The organism is Mesorhizobium sp. WSM4814, assembly GCF_055811595.1.
On the sequence record NZ_JBVVQT010000004.1, the window covers coordinates 80,569 to 94,835 of the forward strand.

General features: G+C 62.5%; 15 protein-coding genes. 7 read left to right on the forward strand and 8 right to left on the reverse strand.

The window, feature by feature from the left end:
- Positions 1-2 precede the first annotated feature (2 nt).
- Positions 3-383 carry a KTSC domain-containing protein gene (locus AC0L2V_RS08830; protein ID WP_473519940.1) on the reverse strand — a complete coding sequence of 127 codons (381 nt, stop codon included), beginning with the start codon at positions 381-383 and terminating at the stop codon, positions 3-5.
- On the opposite strand from AC0L2V_RS08830, the gene AC0L2V_RS08835 reads away from it, so the two are divergent.
- The 3 genes from AC0L2V_RS08835 to AC0L2V_RS08845 all read left to right on the forward strand — a co-directional run bounded on the left by AC0L2V_RS08835 (position 377) and on the right by AC0L2V_RS08845 (position 2,883).
- Positions 377-1,024, forward strand: coding sequence for an alpha-ketoglutarate-dependent dioxygenase AlkB (locus AC0L2V_RS08835; RefSeq protein ID WP_473519941.1), 648 nt, complete (start codon positions 377-379; stop codon positions 1,022-1,024). The genes AC0L2V_RS08830 and AC0L2V_RS08835 overlap by 7 nt on opposite strands.
- Positions 1,021-1,458: a GFA family protein gene (locus AC0L2V_RS08840; protein WP_473519942.1), complete on the forward strand. Its 438-nt coding sequence runs from the start codon at positions 1,021-1,023 to the stop codon at positions 1,456-1,458. Before AC0L2V_RS08835 ends, AC0L2V_RS08840 begins: the two co-directional genes overlap by 4 nt.
- Positions 1,459-1,608: 150 nt before the next feature.
- Complete coding sequence (locus AC0L2V_RS08845) at positions 1,609-2,883, forward strand: DUF763 domain-containing protein (protein ID WP_473519943.1); 1,275 nt, start codon at positions 1,609-1,611, stop codon at positions 2,881-2,883.
- Positions 2,884-2,925: 42 nt separating this feature from the next.
- Here the strand turns inward: AC0L2V_RS08845 and AC0L2V_RS08850 are convergent, their stop codons facing one another.
- A complete protein-coding gene (locus tag AC0L2V_RS08850) occupies positions 2,926-3,369 on the reverse strand; it encodes a PPC domain-containing DNA-binding protein (RefSeq protein WP_473509791.1) in 444 nt (147 codons plus the stop codon).
- Positions 3,370-3,595: 226 nt separating this feature from the next.
- On the opposite strand from AC0L2V_RS08850, the gene AC0L2V_RS08855 reads away from it, so the two are divergent.
- Both AC0L2V_RS08855 and AC0L2V_RS08860 read left to right on the forward strand, forming a co-directional pair.
- Positions 3,596-4,384 (forward strand): TIGR02587 family membrane protein, encoded by a 789-nt coding sequence (locus AC0L2V_RS08855; protein ID WP_473510082.1) that lies wholly within the window; start codon positions 3,596-3,598, stop codon positions 4,382-4,384.
- Positions 4,381-4,824, forward strand: a complete 444-nt coding sequence (locus AC0L2V_RS08860) for a TIGR02588 family protein (protein WP_473509792.1) — start codon at positions 4,381-4,383, stop codon at positions 4,822-4,824. The genes AC0L2V_RS08855 and AC0L2V_RS08860 overlap by 4 nt, the downstream gene beginning before the upstream one ends.
- A 162-nt stretch (positions 4,825-4,986) precedes the next feature.
- On the opposite strand, the gene AC0L2V_RS08865 is transcribed toward AC0L2V_RS08860, so the two are convergent.
- On the reverse strand, positions 4,987-6,699 hold the full coding sequence (locus AC0L2V_RS08865; protein ID WP_473509794.1) for an HAD family hydrolase: 1,713 nt from the start codon (positions 6,697-6,699) through the stop codon (positions 4,987-4,989).
- Positions 6,700-6,787: 88 nt separating this feature from the next.
- Entirely contained in the window at positions 6,788-7,759 is a 972-nt protein-coding gene (locus AC0L2V_RS08870; protein WP_023801357.1) for an SDR family oxidoreductase, read from the reverse strand.
- Positions 7,760-8,038: 279 nt separating this feature from the next.
- Between AC0L2V_RS08870 and AC0L2V_RS08875 the strand changes: the two genes are divergently transcribed.
- Entirely contained in the window at positions 8,039-9,571 is a 1,533-nt protein-coding gene (locus AC0L2V_RS08875) for an FAD-dependent oxidoreductase (protein WP_473509796.1), read from the forward strand.
- Between the two features lie 39 nt (positions 9,572-9,610).
- On the opposite strand, the gene AC0L2V_RS08880 is transcribed toward AC0L2V_RS08875, so the two are convergent.
- The 4 genes from AC0L2V_RS08880 to AC0L2V_RS08895 all read right to left on the reverse strand — a co-directional run bounded on the left by AC0L2V_RS08880 (position 9,611) and on the right by AC0L2V_RS08895 (position 13,386).
- Positions 9,611-10,381, reverse strand: coding sequence for a TIGR01458 family HAD-type hydrolase (locus AC0L2V_RS08880; RefSeq protein WP_473509798.1), 771 nt, complete (start codon positions 10,379-10,381; stop codon positions 9,611-9,613).
- 98 nt (positions 10,382-10,479) lie between these two features.
- A complete protein-coding gene (locus AC0L2V_RS08885; protein WP_473509800.1) occupies positions 10,480-11,433 on the reverse strand; it encodes a dihydrodipicolinate synthase family protein in 954 nt (317 codons plus the stop codon).
- Entirely contained in the window at positions 11,423-12,418 is a 996-nt protein-coding gene (locus AC0L2V_RS08890; RefSeq protein WP_473509802.1) for a Gfo/Idh/MocA family protein, read from the reverse strand. The genes AC0L2V_RS08885 and AC0L2V_RS08890 overlap by 11 nt, the downstream gene beginning before the upstream one ends.
- Positions 12,415-13,386, reverse strand: a complete 972-nt coding sequence (locus tag AC0L2V_RS08895; protein WP_473519944.1) for a Gfo/Idh/MocA family protein — start codon at positions 13,384-13,386, stop codon at positions 12,415-12,417. The genes AC0L2V_RS08890 and AC0L2V_RS08895 overlap by 4 nt, the downstream gene beginning before the upstream one ends.
- A gap of 110 nt (positions 13,387-13,496) precedes the next feature.
- Between AC0L2V_RS08895 and AC0L2V_RS08900 the strand changes: the two genes are divergently transcribed.
- Positions 13,497-14,246: a FadR/GntR family transcriptional regulator gene (locus AC0L2V_RS08900; RefSeq protein WP_023801363.1), complete on the forward strand. Its 750-nt coding sequence runs from the start codon at positions 13,497-13,499 to the stop codon at positions 14,244-14,246.
- The last annotated feature ends 21 nt before the right edge of the window (positions 14,247-14,267 follow it).

Genomic DNA, 14,267 nt, shown 5'->3' on the forward strand with positions numbered 1-14,267 from the left:
ATTTATCGAGTTTCCCTGCCGATCGGCCCCGACCTGTCAAAATCGCTGTGCAGAGGAACCAGATGGTAGCTGTACCGGTCTCGAATGAACGCGTTGAAAAACCGGCCTTTTGCCGACGCTTTGCGGAATGCTGCGTAGGTCTGGGGCGGCACGTCGTGGTAATCATAGCGATTTCCGCTTGGGACAAACCATACGGAGAGGGTCCTCGTCGCCGGATCGTAATTCATGCTCTGGATAGCAGTTGAAGGCATTTTCTCAACCCTCGATGCGTCCAGACAATAACCCGCCCCGGCAAGCCAGGTTCCGCCTCGTGCCACATATCGAGGCGATGATCCGGCCCCTTGCCGCCTTGGGCCGGCTTCACCAATTAGGGTTGATGCCATCGCTCAAAACCAGGCAGCCGCAATTCGCCGGACAAGGCGACCTGTTTCTCGCGCCCGACTTTCAGGCACGTGACGACCTGCCGGAAGGATTTTGTTACCAGCCGGAGCTGATCACGGCGGAGGAAGAGGCTGAACTGGTGCGCCAGCTCGAAAGTCTCTCCTTCCAGCCTTTCGACTTTCATGGCCATCTCGCAAACCGTCGCGTCGTTGGTTTTGGCCAGCGCTACGATTTTGACCAACGCAAGGTCGTCGAGGCGCAGCCGATCCCTGCTTTTCTGATGCCGCTCAGAGACAAGGTGGCAGCATTTGCGCGGCTGCCCGCCGATGCTTTCGTGCAGGTCTTGATCAACGAGTACCGGCCCGGCGCGGGTATCGGCTGGCATCGCGACAAGCCGCAGTTCGATGCCGTGGCCGGCGTTTCTCTTCTTGCGCCATGCAGCTTTAGGCTCCGCCGGAAGAACGGCACGAGATGGGCTCGCGTGACCGTCACCCTCGAGCCAAGGTCGGCTTACCTGATGAGGGGCCTGGCGCGCACCGAATGGGAGCACAGCATCCCGCCGGTTGCCGCGCACCGTTATTCGATCACCCTGCGGACCCTGCGGCCGCAACGGTCGCCTCGATCAGAAGCGATAGTTCGATGACCAGAATCGAGACCGGCTCCTGTTTTTGCGGTTCGATAAGTGCTGAGATGCATGGTGACCCGTTCTGGATTTGCTCCGATCACGATGACGATTGTCGCAAGGCGATAGGCAGCCCGTTGACCGTCTGGGTCGGCTATCGACCGGCCCAATTCAGATTGCTCACCGGCGCGCCAAAAAAATTCTCAAGGACCCGAGGCGTGCTCCGCACCTTCTGCGCCGATTGCGGGACATCCATAGCCTACCTCGACCAGGGGCTTCCCGAGGAACTTTATCTGACGATCGGCTTTTTCGACCACCCCGAGCGCTTTGCGCCGCAGGCTCATGCCTATTGGGACATGAAGCTGCCGTGGGTGGAATTCGGCGACGATCTGCCGCGTGTGGGAAGATATTCAAGGCGGCGCGATCCGACGGTCGGAAATCCGGCCGACCGGTAACCGGCAACGCCGCCGATGGGACCCGAGTGGCCCAGCTGAATTGAATTGCGATCAGTTTGTAATCCAAACGGACCGGCATCATCGCTTCTTCACGCCGCTTTCTATACTATCTGTTGAGCGCAAGGCATAGGTCGGAACAGGCAGAAAAATTTGGCACAACGATCGGGAAGCGCAGACCTTCCACTTCATGGCGGACGCGTGCCGAAATGGCTCGGCGACCGTATGACGCGCCTTGGAGCCGTCATGTGCGAGGCGATCATTCACCATTACGGTCGCGAAGAGCTGCTGCGCCGGCTGGCGCATCCCTTCTGGTTTCAATCGTTTGGCGCCGTCATGGGAATGGACTGGCATTCCTCCGGCATCACGACCAGCGTCATCGGCGCCCTCAAACGTGGTTTGGCTCCGCTTTCCGGCGAACTCGGTATTCACGTGTGCGGCGGCCGCGGCGCGCATTCGCGCAAGACCCCGCATGAGCTTGCCGCCATCGGCGAGCGCGTCGGCTTCGACGGAACAGGCCTGGCGATGGCCAGCCGGCTTGTCGCCAAGGTTGACAGCGCCGCCGTCCAGGACGGCTTCGACCTTTATCTGCATGGCTTTATCGTCACCGATGACGGCGACTGGGTCGTGGTACAGCAGGGCATGAACGGCGACAGCAAGGTGGCGCGCCGCTATCACTGGCTGTCCGAAGGCCTGAAGAGTTTTGTCGACCAGCCGCATGCCGCCATCGAAGGCGCCAACCAGGGCGAGATCGTCAACCTGACGGACCGCCGGGCCGATGCCTCGCGCAAGGGACAGTTGGATCTCCTGCAGGACCTCGGACCGGATCGCATTCTGAGGGAGTTCGCCGCGCTCGAACGTGACGTGGCTGCCGCACCGGAGCCCGACCAGCCAATGCTGCCGCACCTGGTCATGCCGGCGCACCACGACGTTCGCGAAACCGATGTCATCATGCGTCGTCTTCATGGCAACATGGCGGCGGCTGCCGAGCGTGGCCCCGCCGATTTCTCCGAACTTCTCCTGGTACCCGGCGTCGGTGCGCGCACGGTGCGGGCGCTGGCGCTGGTCGCCGAGGTTTTGCATGGCGCGCCATGCCGGTTTTCCGATCCCGGGCGCTTCTCGCTGGCACATGGCGGCAAGGACAGGCATCCATTCCCCGTGCCGCTGAAGGTCTATGACGAGACGATCGGCGTGCTGAAGTCGGCCGTCCACAAGGCCAGGCTCGGTCGCGACGAAGAAATCGGTGCCTTGAAGCGGCTCGACGACCAGTCACGACAGGTCGAACGCTATGTCACCGGCCCCAGTCTGAAGGAAATCGTTGCCGGAGAGTTCGATCAGTCGCATCTGCTCGGCGGCCGCAGCGTGTGCGGCTGGGAGACCGCACCCGAGGCGCCCGCGGATGCTAAACAAATCAAACAAAAGGGATGATCGGACCGGAACGCAGTTCAGCGGACCTGGCCTGATCCGTGTTCAGGCATCCAGATCAATCAAGGCGATGCCGAGTTCCGGACGTTTTCTGCGGCGCAGATGACCAGGCGTTTCCACCAAAGTGACTTCGAGTGTAGGCCGAACAATGCCATCGAGCAGATGTCCGCCCTTCGTGCTGCCGTCGCGCAATCCGAGCACCGCATGGACGTGAAGGCTGGGCTTGCCGTCGTCGCCGATCGCAATGTCGCCGATCGCGCTGAGCACCTCGCACTGCTCCAGCACCGGGATTTTCCGATAAGTTTTTTCCTCGATGTCGAACCAGCCGACAGTCGCCTTTTCGAAGGCGCCGAGCGCGGTCAGCGAGGCGCCGCCAATATCGTTATCGACAGCGAAAGATGTGAGCGCCGCGAACGCTTCCTCGCCGGGATCAAGCACCACAACGAACGTCCTTTGTCCGGCGCTTTCGGCGACGAGCTGCGATTTCATGATTTCACTCCAGACGCTGTGTCGGCTTTGGGTTGTCATTCGATCGAGATGTTGAACGGAAAGCTGGCTGGCGAGTTCCCATAGCGCCGTTCGAAGGTGGCGAAGATGCAGTGGCCGGAACAAGATTGCCCAGGAAGCATTGTTCCTCGCAGGCTATCTCAGAGGAGCGGACGTGGCGCCAACCGATATCATCGTCAGGCATGCGCCAACGCCGCGTGAGTTCTGGATTGGTCTTGGGCGTGCCTTTGCCGGAGCGTTGATCTTCGCCGTCCCGGTGCTGATGACCATGGAAGCCTGGGCGCTGGGCTTTCACCTTCACCCACTGCGGCTCGCCCTGTTCCTCGCTGTCACTCTGCCAATGCTGGTGCTGCTGCACAAGTACGGAGGCTTTCGCCAGACGGTGGCGCTCCGCGACCGCATCGCCGATGCTTTTGTGGCCATACTTGTGGCCGCTGTGGCGGCTACGGCGGTGTTTTTCATTTTCGGCATCGTGACCGTCGAAATGCCGCTACGGGAGGTGATTGGCAAAATTGCGGTGCAAATTGTCCCAGGCAGTCTCGGAGCATCCTTGGCACGCGCGCAACTCGGCCCGAGCTTGTTGGAGGAGGAGGACATTCCCGAGCCCGGCTACACCGGAGAGCTGTTCCTGATGGTGGTCGGAGCGCTGTTTCTTTCGGTGAACATCGCACCGACGGAAGAGGTCGTCCTCATCGCCTACAAGATGGAGCCCTGGCAGGAAATCGCCCTGGTGGTGGTCACCCTCGCTCTCATGCACGCCTTCGTCTATGAGTTCGAATTCCGCGGCTCGCACAGTCCCGAGCCAGGCGCTGGATTCGTCAGCATCTTCTTTCGCTATGCGATCGTCGGCTATGTCCTGGTGATGCTTGTGAACCTCTACATCTTGTGGACCTTCGGCAGGACCGATGGCGCCGGCTTTTCGGAGACACTCAGTGCAGTCGTGGTTCTGTCGTTTCCTGGCGCGCTCGGGGCGGCGGTTGCGAGGCTCATTCTGTGACAAGGAACCCCGTAAAAGGCGACAAGCAACAGAAGCAGTCCGACAACAAAGCAAAGACACGCAAACCCGGGACTTCCGTCACGGAGTGGGTCGTGGCGGGGATAAGCTCGGCAGTTCTGCTTGCGGTGCTCAGTTATCTTGTCGTCGATGGCGTGAGCACGCGCGATGGGACCGCCCGGATCATTGTGCAGCCGCTTGGCGTCGCGGTCACCGAGGGGGGCTACGTGGTCGAGTTCGCCGCTGCAAACAGGGCGGGGAAATCAGTTGCTGCTGTCGAGATCAAAGGTGAGCTCCGCAACGGCGATGAGGTCGTCGAGGATAGCAGCGCTACGCTCGACTATGTCCCACAGAATTCCCAACGCAAGGGCGCGTTGATCTTTCGTCGCGATCCCGAGGCCTATGACCTGCGCCTCTTTGCCATTGGATACAGTGAACCCTGACCAGTCAAAACGCCATGGATGAAAGGGAACTCGGCGTGGATGACGCGGTCAACCGGCCACTGCTTCGCCCTGCTGTAAAAGCGACATGGCTGCAGAGAACCAACACGGCCGGTGCCTCCGAGAATGATGTGCGTGGGCGATCCTTTCGCACCCTATTCCTCTCTATTCCTCCGGGGCGGTGGCAGGAGCCGTATAACGGCGACGCACCGCATCCAGAACGTGCTTGCGGCTTTCCTGCGCCGAGAGCATTTCGTCCTTTTCCGCCTCGGCGGTCTCGCGCGCCAGATCCTTGTCCCTGATCTGTCGGCGAAACCATTCGGAATAGTCGCCGGCGCGCAGGTGATGCTCCCAGGTTCTGTCGTCGATGCCCTCGGCAATCTGAGCGAAGATCATCAGGTTGTGGGCCCGGAGGTTCATCGAGTTGTCGGGACCTCTGAAATAGAAGCTGCCGGCCTCGTCGAGTTGACCTTCTGCATATTTGCGGCTGTGACGCTTGAGCGACTGGCGCGGCTCGATCGCTTTGACCATGGCAATTTTCTTGCGGGCTTGCGGCCGCCAGAACAGCACACGCTCGCCTTTTGGCGAGGGAATATCCTTTGGCGGCTTGGTGTCCGTCTCCTGACAAAAGGCCTTGATGACATTCTTGGCCTTGGGACCGAGCGCAATGACGGCAGTGACCAGACGCAGGGCGTCGGTCGAGATCGCTTCCGGATGAACGGTGATCAGGACAGTGCCCGGCAATTCCAACGACAGAATGGCGCGCGTGTCGTCGCGCTTCCTGGGCAGAAGATGATGCGCCTCGTCGATGACCAGCCAATGCGGCCTCGCCGTACGGTAGCGGAAATTGCCAAGACCGGGGAGCAGGTCGGCAAAGAAGCCTGGTCGCTCGTTGACCCGCAACGCCAGCCCGTTGACGACCACGTTGGTGTCGGGCTTTTCGATCAGGTCGAGCACTTGTGCCTTTGTCGGTTCGCTTGAGGCATCGCCTACCCGGACGGCGCCTTCGAGGCCATCATAGTCGCCTTCCGGATCGAAAACGCAGAATTGAAATCCGTTCTCGACGAAGCGTTCCGTCAGCGCGGTGGCCAAGGTGGATTTGCCGATGCCGGAGCTTCCGGCGATCAGAACCGTGTCGGTCGGCGTCAGATAGACTTCGTCGCCGCCGACCGAACCGAGAAGGATGCCGTCACGGGCTTTTCGGACAAATTCCCGATCACGCTTTACCAGCTTTTCGATCAGTTCCTCGACGCCCTTTCCACGTGCGCCGCGCGTTACAAGATCCGCTGTATCCTTGACCGCCGCAAGGGCGTTCTCGACAGCGACGCTGCAGCCGCAGGCCCGCAGGAACGCATGATCGTTTTCAGCATCGCCAATACCGACCACATTGTGTGGCGACAGCTTGAGGTCCTCAAGTGCGGCTGCCAGCCCGGCTGCCTTGTTGATGCCGGTGGGCAGCACCATCACCGCGCCCTTGTTGAAGATGATTTCCAGCTCCAGCCCGAGTTCCTTGATGACCTCAAGAACTGTTGCCTGGTGTGGTTCCCAGGTCGCGACGATCGACCGTCCGACTGAAAGCGGCTTGACGCCGCGTTTCTTCAAACTGGCAACAAATTTCGGCGCCGGCGCCGGTGAGATCGCACGTTCTTCCTCGCTGGCAGGCGTGTAGATCAACGCCCCATTTTCGGCGACGACCTTGTCGAACACGCCGAGTTCGGGAAAAACCCGCTTGAGGTCGGGCAGTTCGCGGCCAGTGACGAGGATGAGCTTGCGGCCACTTTTCTTGAACCGTTCGAGGGCTGCAAGCGTCTTTTCGACTACGATCCCATCGTGCGCCAGCGTGCCGTCATAGTCCGTCGCCAAGGCAATGAAATACATCTGTCGACCATTTCATATCTGAGATCGCCGCTACCTCCGCCACAGGCGAGAGGTCCACGATGATCGAGGCAGTGCGGGCGACACGTTCTCAGTAGCCGCCGATGATCGGCAATATCTCGCCGGTGATGTAGCTTGAACAATGCGGCGAGGCGAGGAACACATAGGCCGGCGCGATTTCCTCCGGTTGCGCCGGCCGTTTCATCGGCGTGTCTGCGCCAAATTTCGAGACGTCGCCGGCTTGCTTGTCCGACGGGTTGAGCGGGGTCCACACCGGGCCTGGCGCCACGCAGTTCACCCGAATTCCCTTTTCGATGAGGTTGCCGGACAGCGCGCGCGTGAAGGCATGAATGCCGCCCTTGGTCATCGAATAGTCGACCAGCTGCTTCGAGCCCTCGATGCCGGTTATGGAGCCGCTGTTGATGATCGCCGAACCAGGCTTCATATGCGGAACGGCCTCCTGCGCCATGTGGAAATAGCCGTAGAGGTTGGTCTTCAGCGTCGTGTCGAAATGCTCCTCGGTCAGCTCACTGAAGTCGCTGGAATGGACCTGGAAAGCGGCGTTGTTGACCAGCACGTCGATCCGGCCAAATTCCTTCACCACCTTAGTCACAGCCTTGTGGCAGTGGTCGCGTTCGCTGACGTCGGCCTTGACCAGCGTGCAGCGCCGGCCCTCGGCTTCGACGGCCCTCTTCGTTTCTTCAGCATCCTTGTCCTCGCACAGATAGACGATCGCCACATCGGCGCCTTCGCGCGCATAGAGCACGGCCACGGCTCGGCCGATGCCGGAATCGCCGCCGGTGATGACGGCCACTTTGCCGTCCAGCTTTTTTGATCCGATATAGAATGGCGCGTCGTAAAGCGGCGCCGGCTCTATCGCCCATTCATGCCCTGGCTTCGGCTGGTGCTGCTCGGGAAAGGGCGGCTCGGGATATTTGCGTGCTCCGGCCTGCATGGCGCCTTGTTGCTTGCCGTTGCCCTTCGTTTTGTCCTTGGCGTCGATGCCGCGCTGGATGTGGCGTTGCTTGGCGGCCTCGCCGGCGATTTCCGATTTCCTCTGCATGGCTGTCTCCTTGGCTTGGAGAACGAACAACGCATGTCCGGCGAAAAAGTTTACGCGACGGCGTCATTCCTTCGGCAACGAATCCAAACGCCAGGAAATCGACGGCGTGTACTGCGCAACTGGCAACGAATGACGCGGCCGGACGTTTGGGCACAAGCGGTGTCCGAGAACCTGAAGGCGCGCTGGCCAAGCAGAAGGTATTCCGAGGCTGGTGACCTGACGATTTCCCGCTTGTCGGCCGTACAGGCGATCTTCTGGATCGCGCCAACGGAGAGGAAAATGGCTGAAGATCATGCCAAACCAACCGGGCCGGATCTGGTCGAGGGTATCGCGTTATCCGACCTTGCCGACGGCGGAAAGCTCCTCGGCCATTGCGGCGATGAGCCGGTGCTGCTGGTGCGCCGCGGGGCCGAGATCTTCGCCATCGGCGCGACATGCACACATTATGGCGGGCCGCTCGTCGACGGTCTTGTGGCGGAAGACACCGTCCGGTGTCCCTGGCATCACGCGTGTTTTGATTTGCGTACAGGCGAGGCCTTGCGCGCCCCTGCTTTCAGTCCACTCGCGTGCTGGTCGGTGGAACAACGCGATGATCGGATAGTCGTGGGCGAGAAACGCAATCGGACGGTGTCCAAGCCGCGCCCTGGCGGCTCCAGCCAGGCTCCCGAAAAAATCGTCATTGTCGGTGGCGGCGCCGCCGGTTTCGCGGCGGCAGAAACACTGCGGCGCGAACATTATCAAGGCAGCATTGTCATGCTCAGCAACGACGAAGCGCCGCCGGTTGATCGGCCCAATCTTTCCAAGGACTACCTCGCCGGCAAAGCACCGGAGGATTGGATTCCGCTGCGCCGAGAAAGCTTCTATTCGAAGAACGGCATCGACCTGCGCCTCAATGCGGATGTCGCCAGCATCGATGCACGTTCTGGCGAGGTTGTGCTCGCGGACGGGGCCCGGACTGCCTACGACCGGCTACTCCTGGCGACCGGAGCCGAACCGGTTCGCCTGACCATACAAGGCGCCGACCAGCCACATGTTCACACGCTGCGCTCGTTCGCAGACTGCAAGGCGATCATCGAGCGAGCCACGACTGCGCGCCGCGCCGTCGTGCTTGGCGCCAGTTTCATTGGCCTGGAGGTTGCCGCGGCGCTGCGGTCGCGCGCGATCGAAGTTCATGTCGTGGCGCCGGAAAAACGGCCCATGGAACGGATCATGGGTCCGCAAATGGCCGACTTCATCCGCGCCCTGCATGAGGAGAATGGTGTCGTATTCCATCTCGAGGACACTGCGAGCAGCATCGACGCCAGCGAGGTGAAACTCAGCGGTGGCGACACGCTGGCGGCGGATCTCGTCGTCGCCGGCATCGGCGTGCGGCCGCGGACAGGGCTTGCCGAAACGGCGGGGCTCACCCTTGACCGCGGTGTCGTGGTAAACGCCTTTTTGGAGACGAGCGCACCAGGCATCTTCGCGGCCGGCGACATTGCGCGGTGGCCGGATCCTCACAGTGGCCAGAACATTCGGGTCGAGCATTGGGTGGTTGCCGAGCGGCAGGGGCAAACCGCGGCCCTCAACATGCTCGGCCATCGCCAGAAGTTCGTCGCCGTGCCGTTCTTCTGGAGCCAGCACTACGATGTTCCCATCAACTATGTCGGCCATGCCGTGCAATGGGACGAGATCGCGATCGATGGCGACATCGTTGCCAGGGATTGCCTGCTCCGCTTCAAGCGCGAAGGGCGCACGCTGGCTGTCGCTTCGATCTTCCGCGACATCGAAAGTCTGGGGGCCGAGGTGGAAATGGAGCGCCAGACGACCTAGCCCGGAGATCTCGAGCGAAGCGCACGCTGTGCGGCCGGTTCAGTCCCGGCGCGCAAGGATCCAGTCGGTCGCCGCCGCGAGATCGGCGACGGTTGCGGTCGGGGGCGGATCGAACCGTTTCTCGTCGCCGTGCCGGTATTTGCCGGTCCGCACCAGCAATGCGCCCGACAGTCCGGCGCGCAGCGCGCCAGCTATGTCGGCCTCGGCGTCGTCGCCGACCATGATCGCCTGGTCTGGCGGACAGTCCATGCTTGCCAGCGCCGACAGAAAGAATGCCGGCGAGGGCTTGCCGAGAACGGTTGCGCGTTTCAGCGAGGCAAATTCCAATGCCGCGACGAATGGCCCGGCATCGAGGCTGAGCTCGCCGTCGGCATCCCGAAACGTCCGGTTGGTGGCAAGGGCCAGCAATTCGGCCCCGGCGCTCAGCTCGCGGAACGCGTCATTCAATGCCGCATAGGTGAAGGCGTCTCCGGCATCGCCGACGATGACGGCGCGCTTGTCGCGATCCGGCAGTTCGCAAAAGTCCGGCGCAAGGCCGGGGTGAATCAGCAAATATGGCGCACGGCCATTGCGAAGCAGCCATTCGCGTGCAGCGTGCGCCGGGGTGAAAACATCTGCCTTGGTAACGACGAGCCCCATCGCCTGCAGACGTTCGAGAACGCTCTGTTTCGACGAGCGCGTGGTATTGCTTATGAAGCGTATGGCCAAGCCGGCCTGGCGCAAACGCGCGACGGCGTCGATCCCGCCTGGTATGGCGGTCTCGCCATCATAGATGACGCCTGCGAGGTCCAGCAGTACACCTCTTGTCATCGGTCCAGCATGACCACGAGTCCGTCAGGCGTCAAATCCGGAACAGGCCATGGTTGTTCCCCTTGGATCAGGGGGCAGGCACAGGCGATTAGCCGAGATCACTGCCACCATCCGGGGAGGGCCGTTCGTGCGGCTTGGGCCAGCGTCGCGATGACCTCGTCGGGAACCGAGCTGTAGGGCCAGAGCAGTCGCGGGCCAAGCGGCGCCCAACCGCCGGCCGCCGCCATCGCTTTGTCGAGCGCCGCATCGCTGACGTCATAGCGAGCGCGAAAGGGCAGTATGTGGGTGGCGAGAAAGGCCTGGATGCGCGTCTCGACCTCGGCAGCGGCCGCCACGTCGGTGCGGATCGTCTGCCACCACAGTACCGCGCCCTTGGGGTTGAGGCAGGCGACGTTCGAGTAGCTGCCATGCGCTCCCTGGGCAAATCCGGTCGCCAGCGTATGGCCGGGCACGAAGACCGAAAATCCCGGCAGTTCGCGGCGCATGTCGGCGTACCAGCCGGGGTCGCCGCCCGGCAGCTTGGCGCCGACCAGCGACGGCACCGCTGCACGCAGCCTGGCGATGGCTTCGAGCGTCAGGCGGCGCTTGGCATGCGGTGGGTTGTAGAGCACCAGCGGCATGTCGGGCGCGGCCTCGCACAGGCCGCCGACGAAGCGCATGACCTCGCCGTCGCTGGGCGGCCACCAGTCGGGCAAGGTGAATTGCACCGCCGCCGGGCGAAGCGCCGACACCCGCATCAGCCGCTCGCGCGCGACGCGCGGATTGGACTGGCTGATGCCGATCTGGAAGGGCAGGCGCGCGCGGCCGGCAATCGCGGCCACCAGGGCGCAAAGCCGGTCGAACTCGGGCTCGGTCTGGCAGTGGAATTCGCAGGCCGTGCCGTTGGAATAGATGCCGTCGACGCCTGATGCGCAGAGCCGCGCGATCGTTTCCTCCGTCGCTTCCCAGTCGATTGCCCCGCGATCGTCGATGGCCAGCATCACCGCCCCCCAGACGCCGCGCGGCACGTGTGCGGGCAAGTGGCTCAGGTGGTCGTCGAGCTCAGCGCGCACCGGCGATCTCGTGCTCGCGGCGGGTTTCGTTCGACGCAAAGGCGGCCTCGATGATGGCGATGATCTTGCGGCCATAGGCGCCGTCGACCGGCACCGGCTTGTCGTCGGCAATGGCATCGCGCATCGCGCTCCATTCGCGCACCAGCGCGGCATGCATCCAGTTCGGCTCGAACGAGCCGGGCAGGTCGGTCCAGGCCTTGTCGCGGCCAAGCATCGTGCCGCGGTCCATGTCGATGCGCAGCGTTGCCTGCTCGCAGACCAGGTCCATGGCGTAGCCGGCCGCCCCATTGCGATAGCCGACGCTCTGCACCTGGCCGAGCCCGCCGCCGGCGAAGCGCAGTCCGAGCAGGGCAGTGTCGTCGGCTTCCTGGTCATGAGACATGGCGCCAAGCATGGCGCTCACCGACACGACGTCGTCATCCATAAGCCAGACCAGGCGGTCGAGCGCATGGATGCCGGCCGTCAACAGCATGCCGCCGCCGGTGGCCTTGCGCAGATGCCAGTCGCGGCGATTGTGCTCCATCCATAGCTTGATGATCCAGCTCGATCCGACGAGCGGCCGGCCGAGCATTCCTTGCTCAAGCATTTGCCTGGCCGCCATGCAAGGCAGCGCGAAATGCATGAGATGGGCGACCATCAGCTTGACGCCAGCGGCGGCCACGGCGGCGTTGATCGCATCGCAGGCCGCCGCCGTCGGCGCCATCGGTTTTTCCAGCATGATATGCTTGCCGGCGTTCAACGCCCCGATGGCCATTTCGGCATGGAGATGGTGAGGGCTGGCGATGAGAACAGCGTCGACATCCTTGTCGTCGAGCAGCTTGCGCCAGTCGGTGTAGCCGCGACCACCATGTTCGCTGGTGAAGGCGGCCAGGGCATCGTTATTCCCGCGGCACGATGCAACGAGATGCAGGCCCTGCACCTGCCTGACTGCCCTTGCATGGGCGGCACCGAAATCGCCCGCTCCGATAATGCCTATTCCAATCATCGTCCTGCCTTTTCATACGCGGCGTCGATCAGCGACATCGCCGCAACATAGTCATCGATCGAAGTCGCCGGCGGCGCTTTTCGAGCCAGCCGGTCGAGCGTGTCGCTCATGCACAGGCGGTAGCGCGTCGCCGGCAATTCGATCGGCAATTCGATGATAGCGCCATCGTCGAGCGTCGCACAGAAGGCGCGCTCGCCATAGTCGATGAGGGTCGCATTCTCACTGACGATACGCCATTCGAAATCGCCGCCGGGGCGCATCGAAGCGAAAGTGTATCCCGCCTCGACGACGAACAACGCTCCGGCAGCGTCTTGCAGCACAAGCAGCGCATGGTCCTCGACCGGGGCGTGGTGAATGCGGTTCTCGATCGAAACGGTTTTTAGCCTGAGCGCGCCGGTTGCCAGGCCGAGCGCGGCATTGACGCCGTGTATGCCGAGGTTCCTCAGCGCGCCGCCGCCGCCGATCGCCGGATCCGCCACCCAGGCGACGCCGTCGGCCGCATAGCGCTGCGGCGGGCCATTGACCAGCCGGAACTGGCAATGCGCGACCGCACCGGCGCGGCCTTGGCTGCGCAGCCGTTCAAAGGCAGTGGCGGCCGGCCCAAAGCGGTTGGGCAGGGGAACGCTGACAAAGGCCTGCTGCTGCCTCGCCAACTCGCTGAGCGCGGCCAACGCTGCGGTGCTGCTGGCCGCCGGCTTTTCCAGGATCAGCGGTATGCCGGCTTCGATCACGGCACGGGCCCGCGCCGGCACCGTCGAAGGGTGTCCCATCAGCAGGATCGCGTCCGGCGGGCCGGAGAGGATTTTCGCAAAATCGGCGATGAACGGCAAATGATGGCGCGTCGCGAAGGCGCGCGCATGCTGCGCGTCCTCATCCCAGATGCCGGCAATCTCGGCGCCGCAAAAACGTGCAGCGTCGAGATGCATTTCGGCGTGCCAATGGCTTGAGCCGGCCAGGACGATCTTCATTCAGCGTGTAATCCTCTTGCTTGCAGGATATCCTACAAGTCGCTATGCTACAATCATCGACCGCTTTGCGACGCGCCATCGGCCGCAATTGCAGCGGCGCTGGGAGAAAAATGCCGGAACCCAAGTTGAGCTCGGAACCCAAGTTGAACCCGGACCAAAAATCGATCGAACCGCTGGCCCGACCGCCGCTGCTTCACGTCAGCGTGCAGGAAAGCCTCAGGAAATATATCCAGAGCAACCAGCTCAAGGCGGGCGACCCCTTGCCTCCGGAGACCTTCCTGGCGCAGCGGCTCGGCGTCGGCCGCAACTCGGTGCGCGAAGCGATCAAGGCGCTGGAGTCGATCGGCATTCTGGAGACGCGTCGCGGCATCGGCGTGTTCGTCAAGGAATTCTCGTTCAAGCCGTTGCTGGATAATCTGGCATACGGCCTGCAGGATTCGCTGCGCGACGTCGAGGAACTGCGCGAGATCCGCCGCGTCCTTGAGACCGGCCTGATCGCAAAAACCATCGAGATGATCAGCGCCGAAGACATCGCCGCGCTGCGCCAGCTGACCGAAAGCATGCGGCGGCGCGCCGAGCGCCAGGAGAGCTTTGCCGAAGAGGACCAGCAATTCCATCAGTTGCTGTTCCGCTGCCAAAACAATCACATGTTGAGCGCGCTGATCGACATCTTCTGGGTGGCGTTCAACAAGGCCTCGAATTTCACCAGCCTCGACAATCCGACGCCGCTGGCGACCTGGCGTGACCATCACGAGATCGTCGAGGCGGTCGCCGCCAAGGACGTCGACCGGGCGCGCGAGCGCCTCGACGACCACTACAGGGGTATTCAGCAAGTGATCGCCAAAAACCGGATTACCTGACCCAACGCCGAACTACCTGAC

What these genes read in the sequence shown, in the direction of transcription:
- AC0L2V_RS08835 (WP_473519941.1), top strand. Translation starts at nt 377, where the DNA reads ATGCCATCGCTCAAAACCAGGCAGCCGCAATTCGCCGGACAAGGCGAC.
- AC0L2V_RS08830 (WP_473519940.1), bottom strand. Translation starts at nt 383, where the DNA reads ATGGCATCAACCCTAATTGGTGAAGCCGGCCCAAGGCGGCAAGGGGCC.
- AC0L2V_RS08840 (WP_473519942.1), top strand. Translation starts at nt 1,021, where the DNA reads ATGACCAGAATCGAGACCGGCTCCTGTTTTTGCGGTTCGATAAGTGCT.
- AC0L2V_RS08850 (WP_473509791.1), bottom strand. Translation starts at nt 3,369, where the DNA reads ATGAAATCGCAGCTCGTCGCCGAAAGCGCCGGACAAAGGACGTTCGTT.
- AC0L2V_RS08865 (WP_473509794.1), bottom strand. Translation starts at nt 6,699, where the DNA reads ATGTATTTCATTGCCTTGGCGACGGACTATGACGGCACGCTGGCGCAC.
- AC0L2V_RS08870 (WP_023801357.1), bottom strand. Translation starts at nt 7,759, where the DNA reads ATGCAGAGGAAATCGGAAATCGCCGGCGAGGCCGCCAAGCAACGCCAC.
- AC0L2V_RS08875 (WP_473509796.1), top strand. Translation starts at nt 8,039, where the DNA reads ATGGCTGAAGATCATGCCAAACCAACCGGGCCGGATCTGGTCGAGGGT.
- AC0L2V_RS08880 (WP_473509798.1), bottom strand. Translation starts at nt 10,381, where the DNA reads ATGACAAGAGGTGTACTGCTGGACCTCGCAGGCGTCATCTATGATGGC.
- AC0L2V_RS08890 (WP_473509802.1), bottom strand. Translation starts at nt 12,418, where the DNA reads ATGATTGGAATAGGCATTATCGGAGCGGGCGATTTCGGTGCCGCCCAT.
- AC0L2V_RS08895 (WP_473519944.1), bottom strand. Translation starts at nt 13,386, where the DNA reads ATGAAGATCGTCCTGGCCGGCTCAAGCCATTGGCACGCCGAAATGCAT.
- AC0L2V_RS08900 (WP_023801363.1), top strand. Translation starts at nt 13,497, where the DNA reads ATGCCGGAACCCAAGTTGAGCTCGGAACCCAAGTTGAACCCGGACCAA.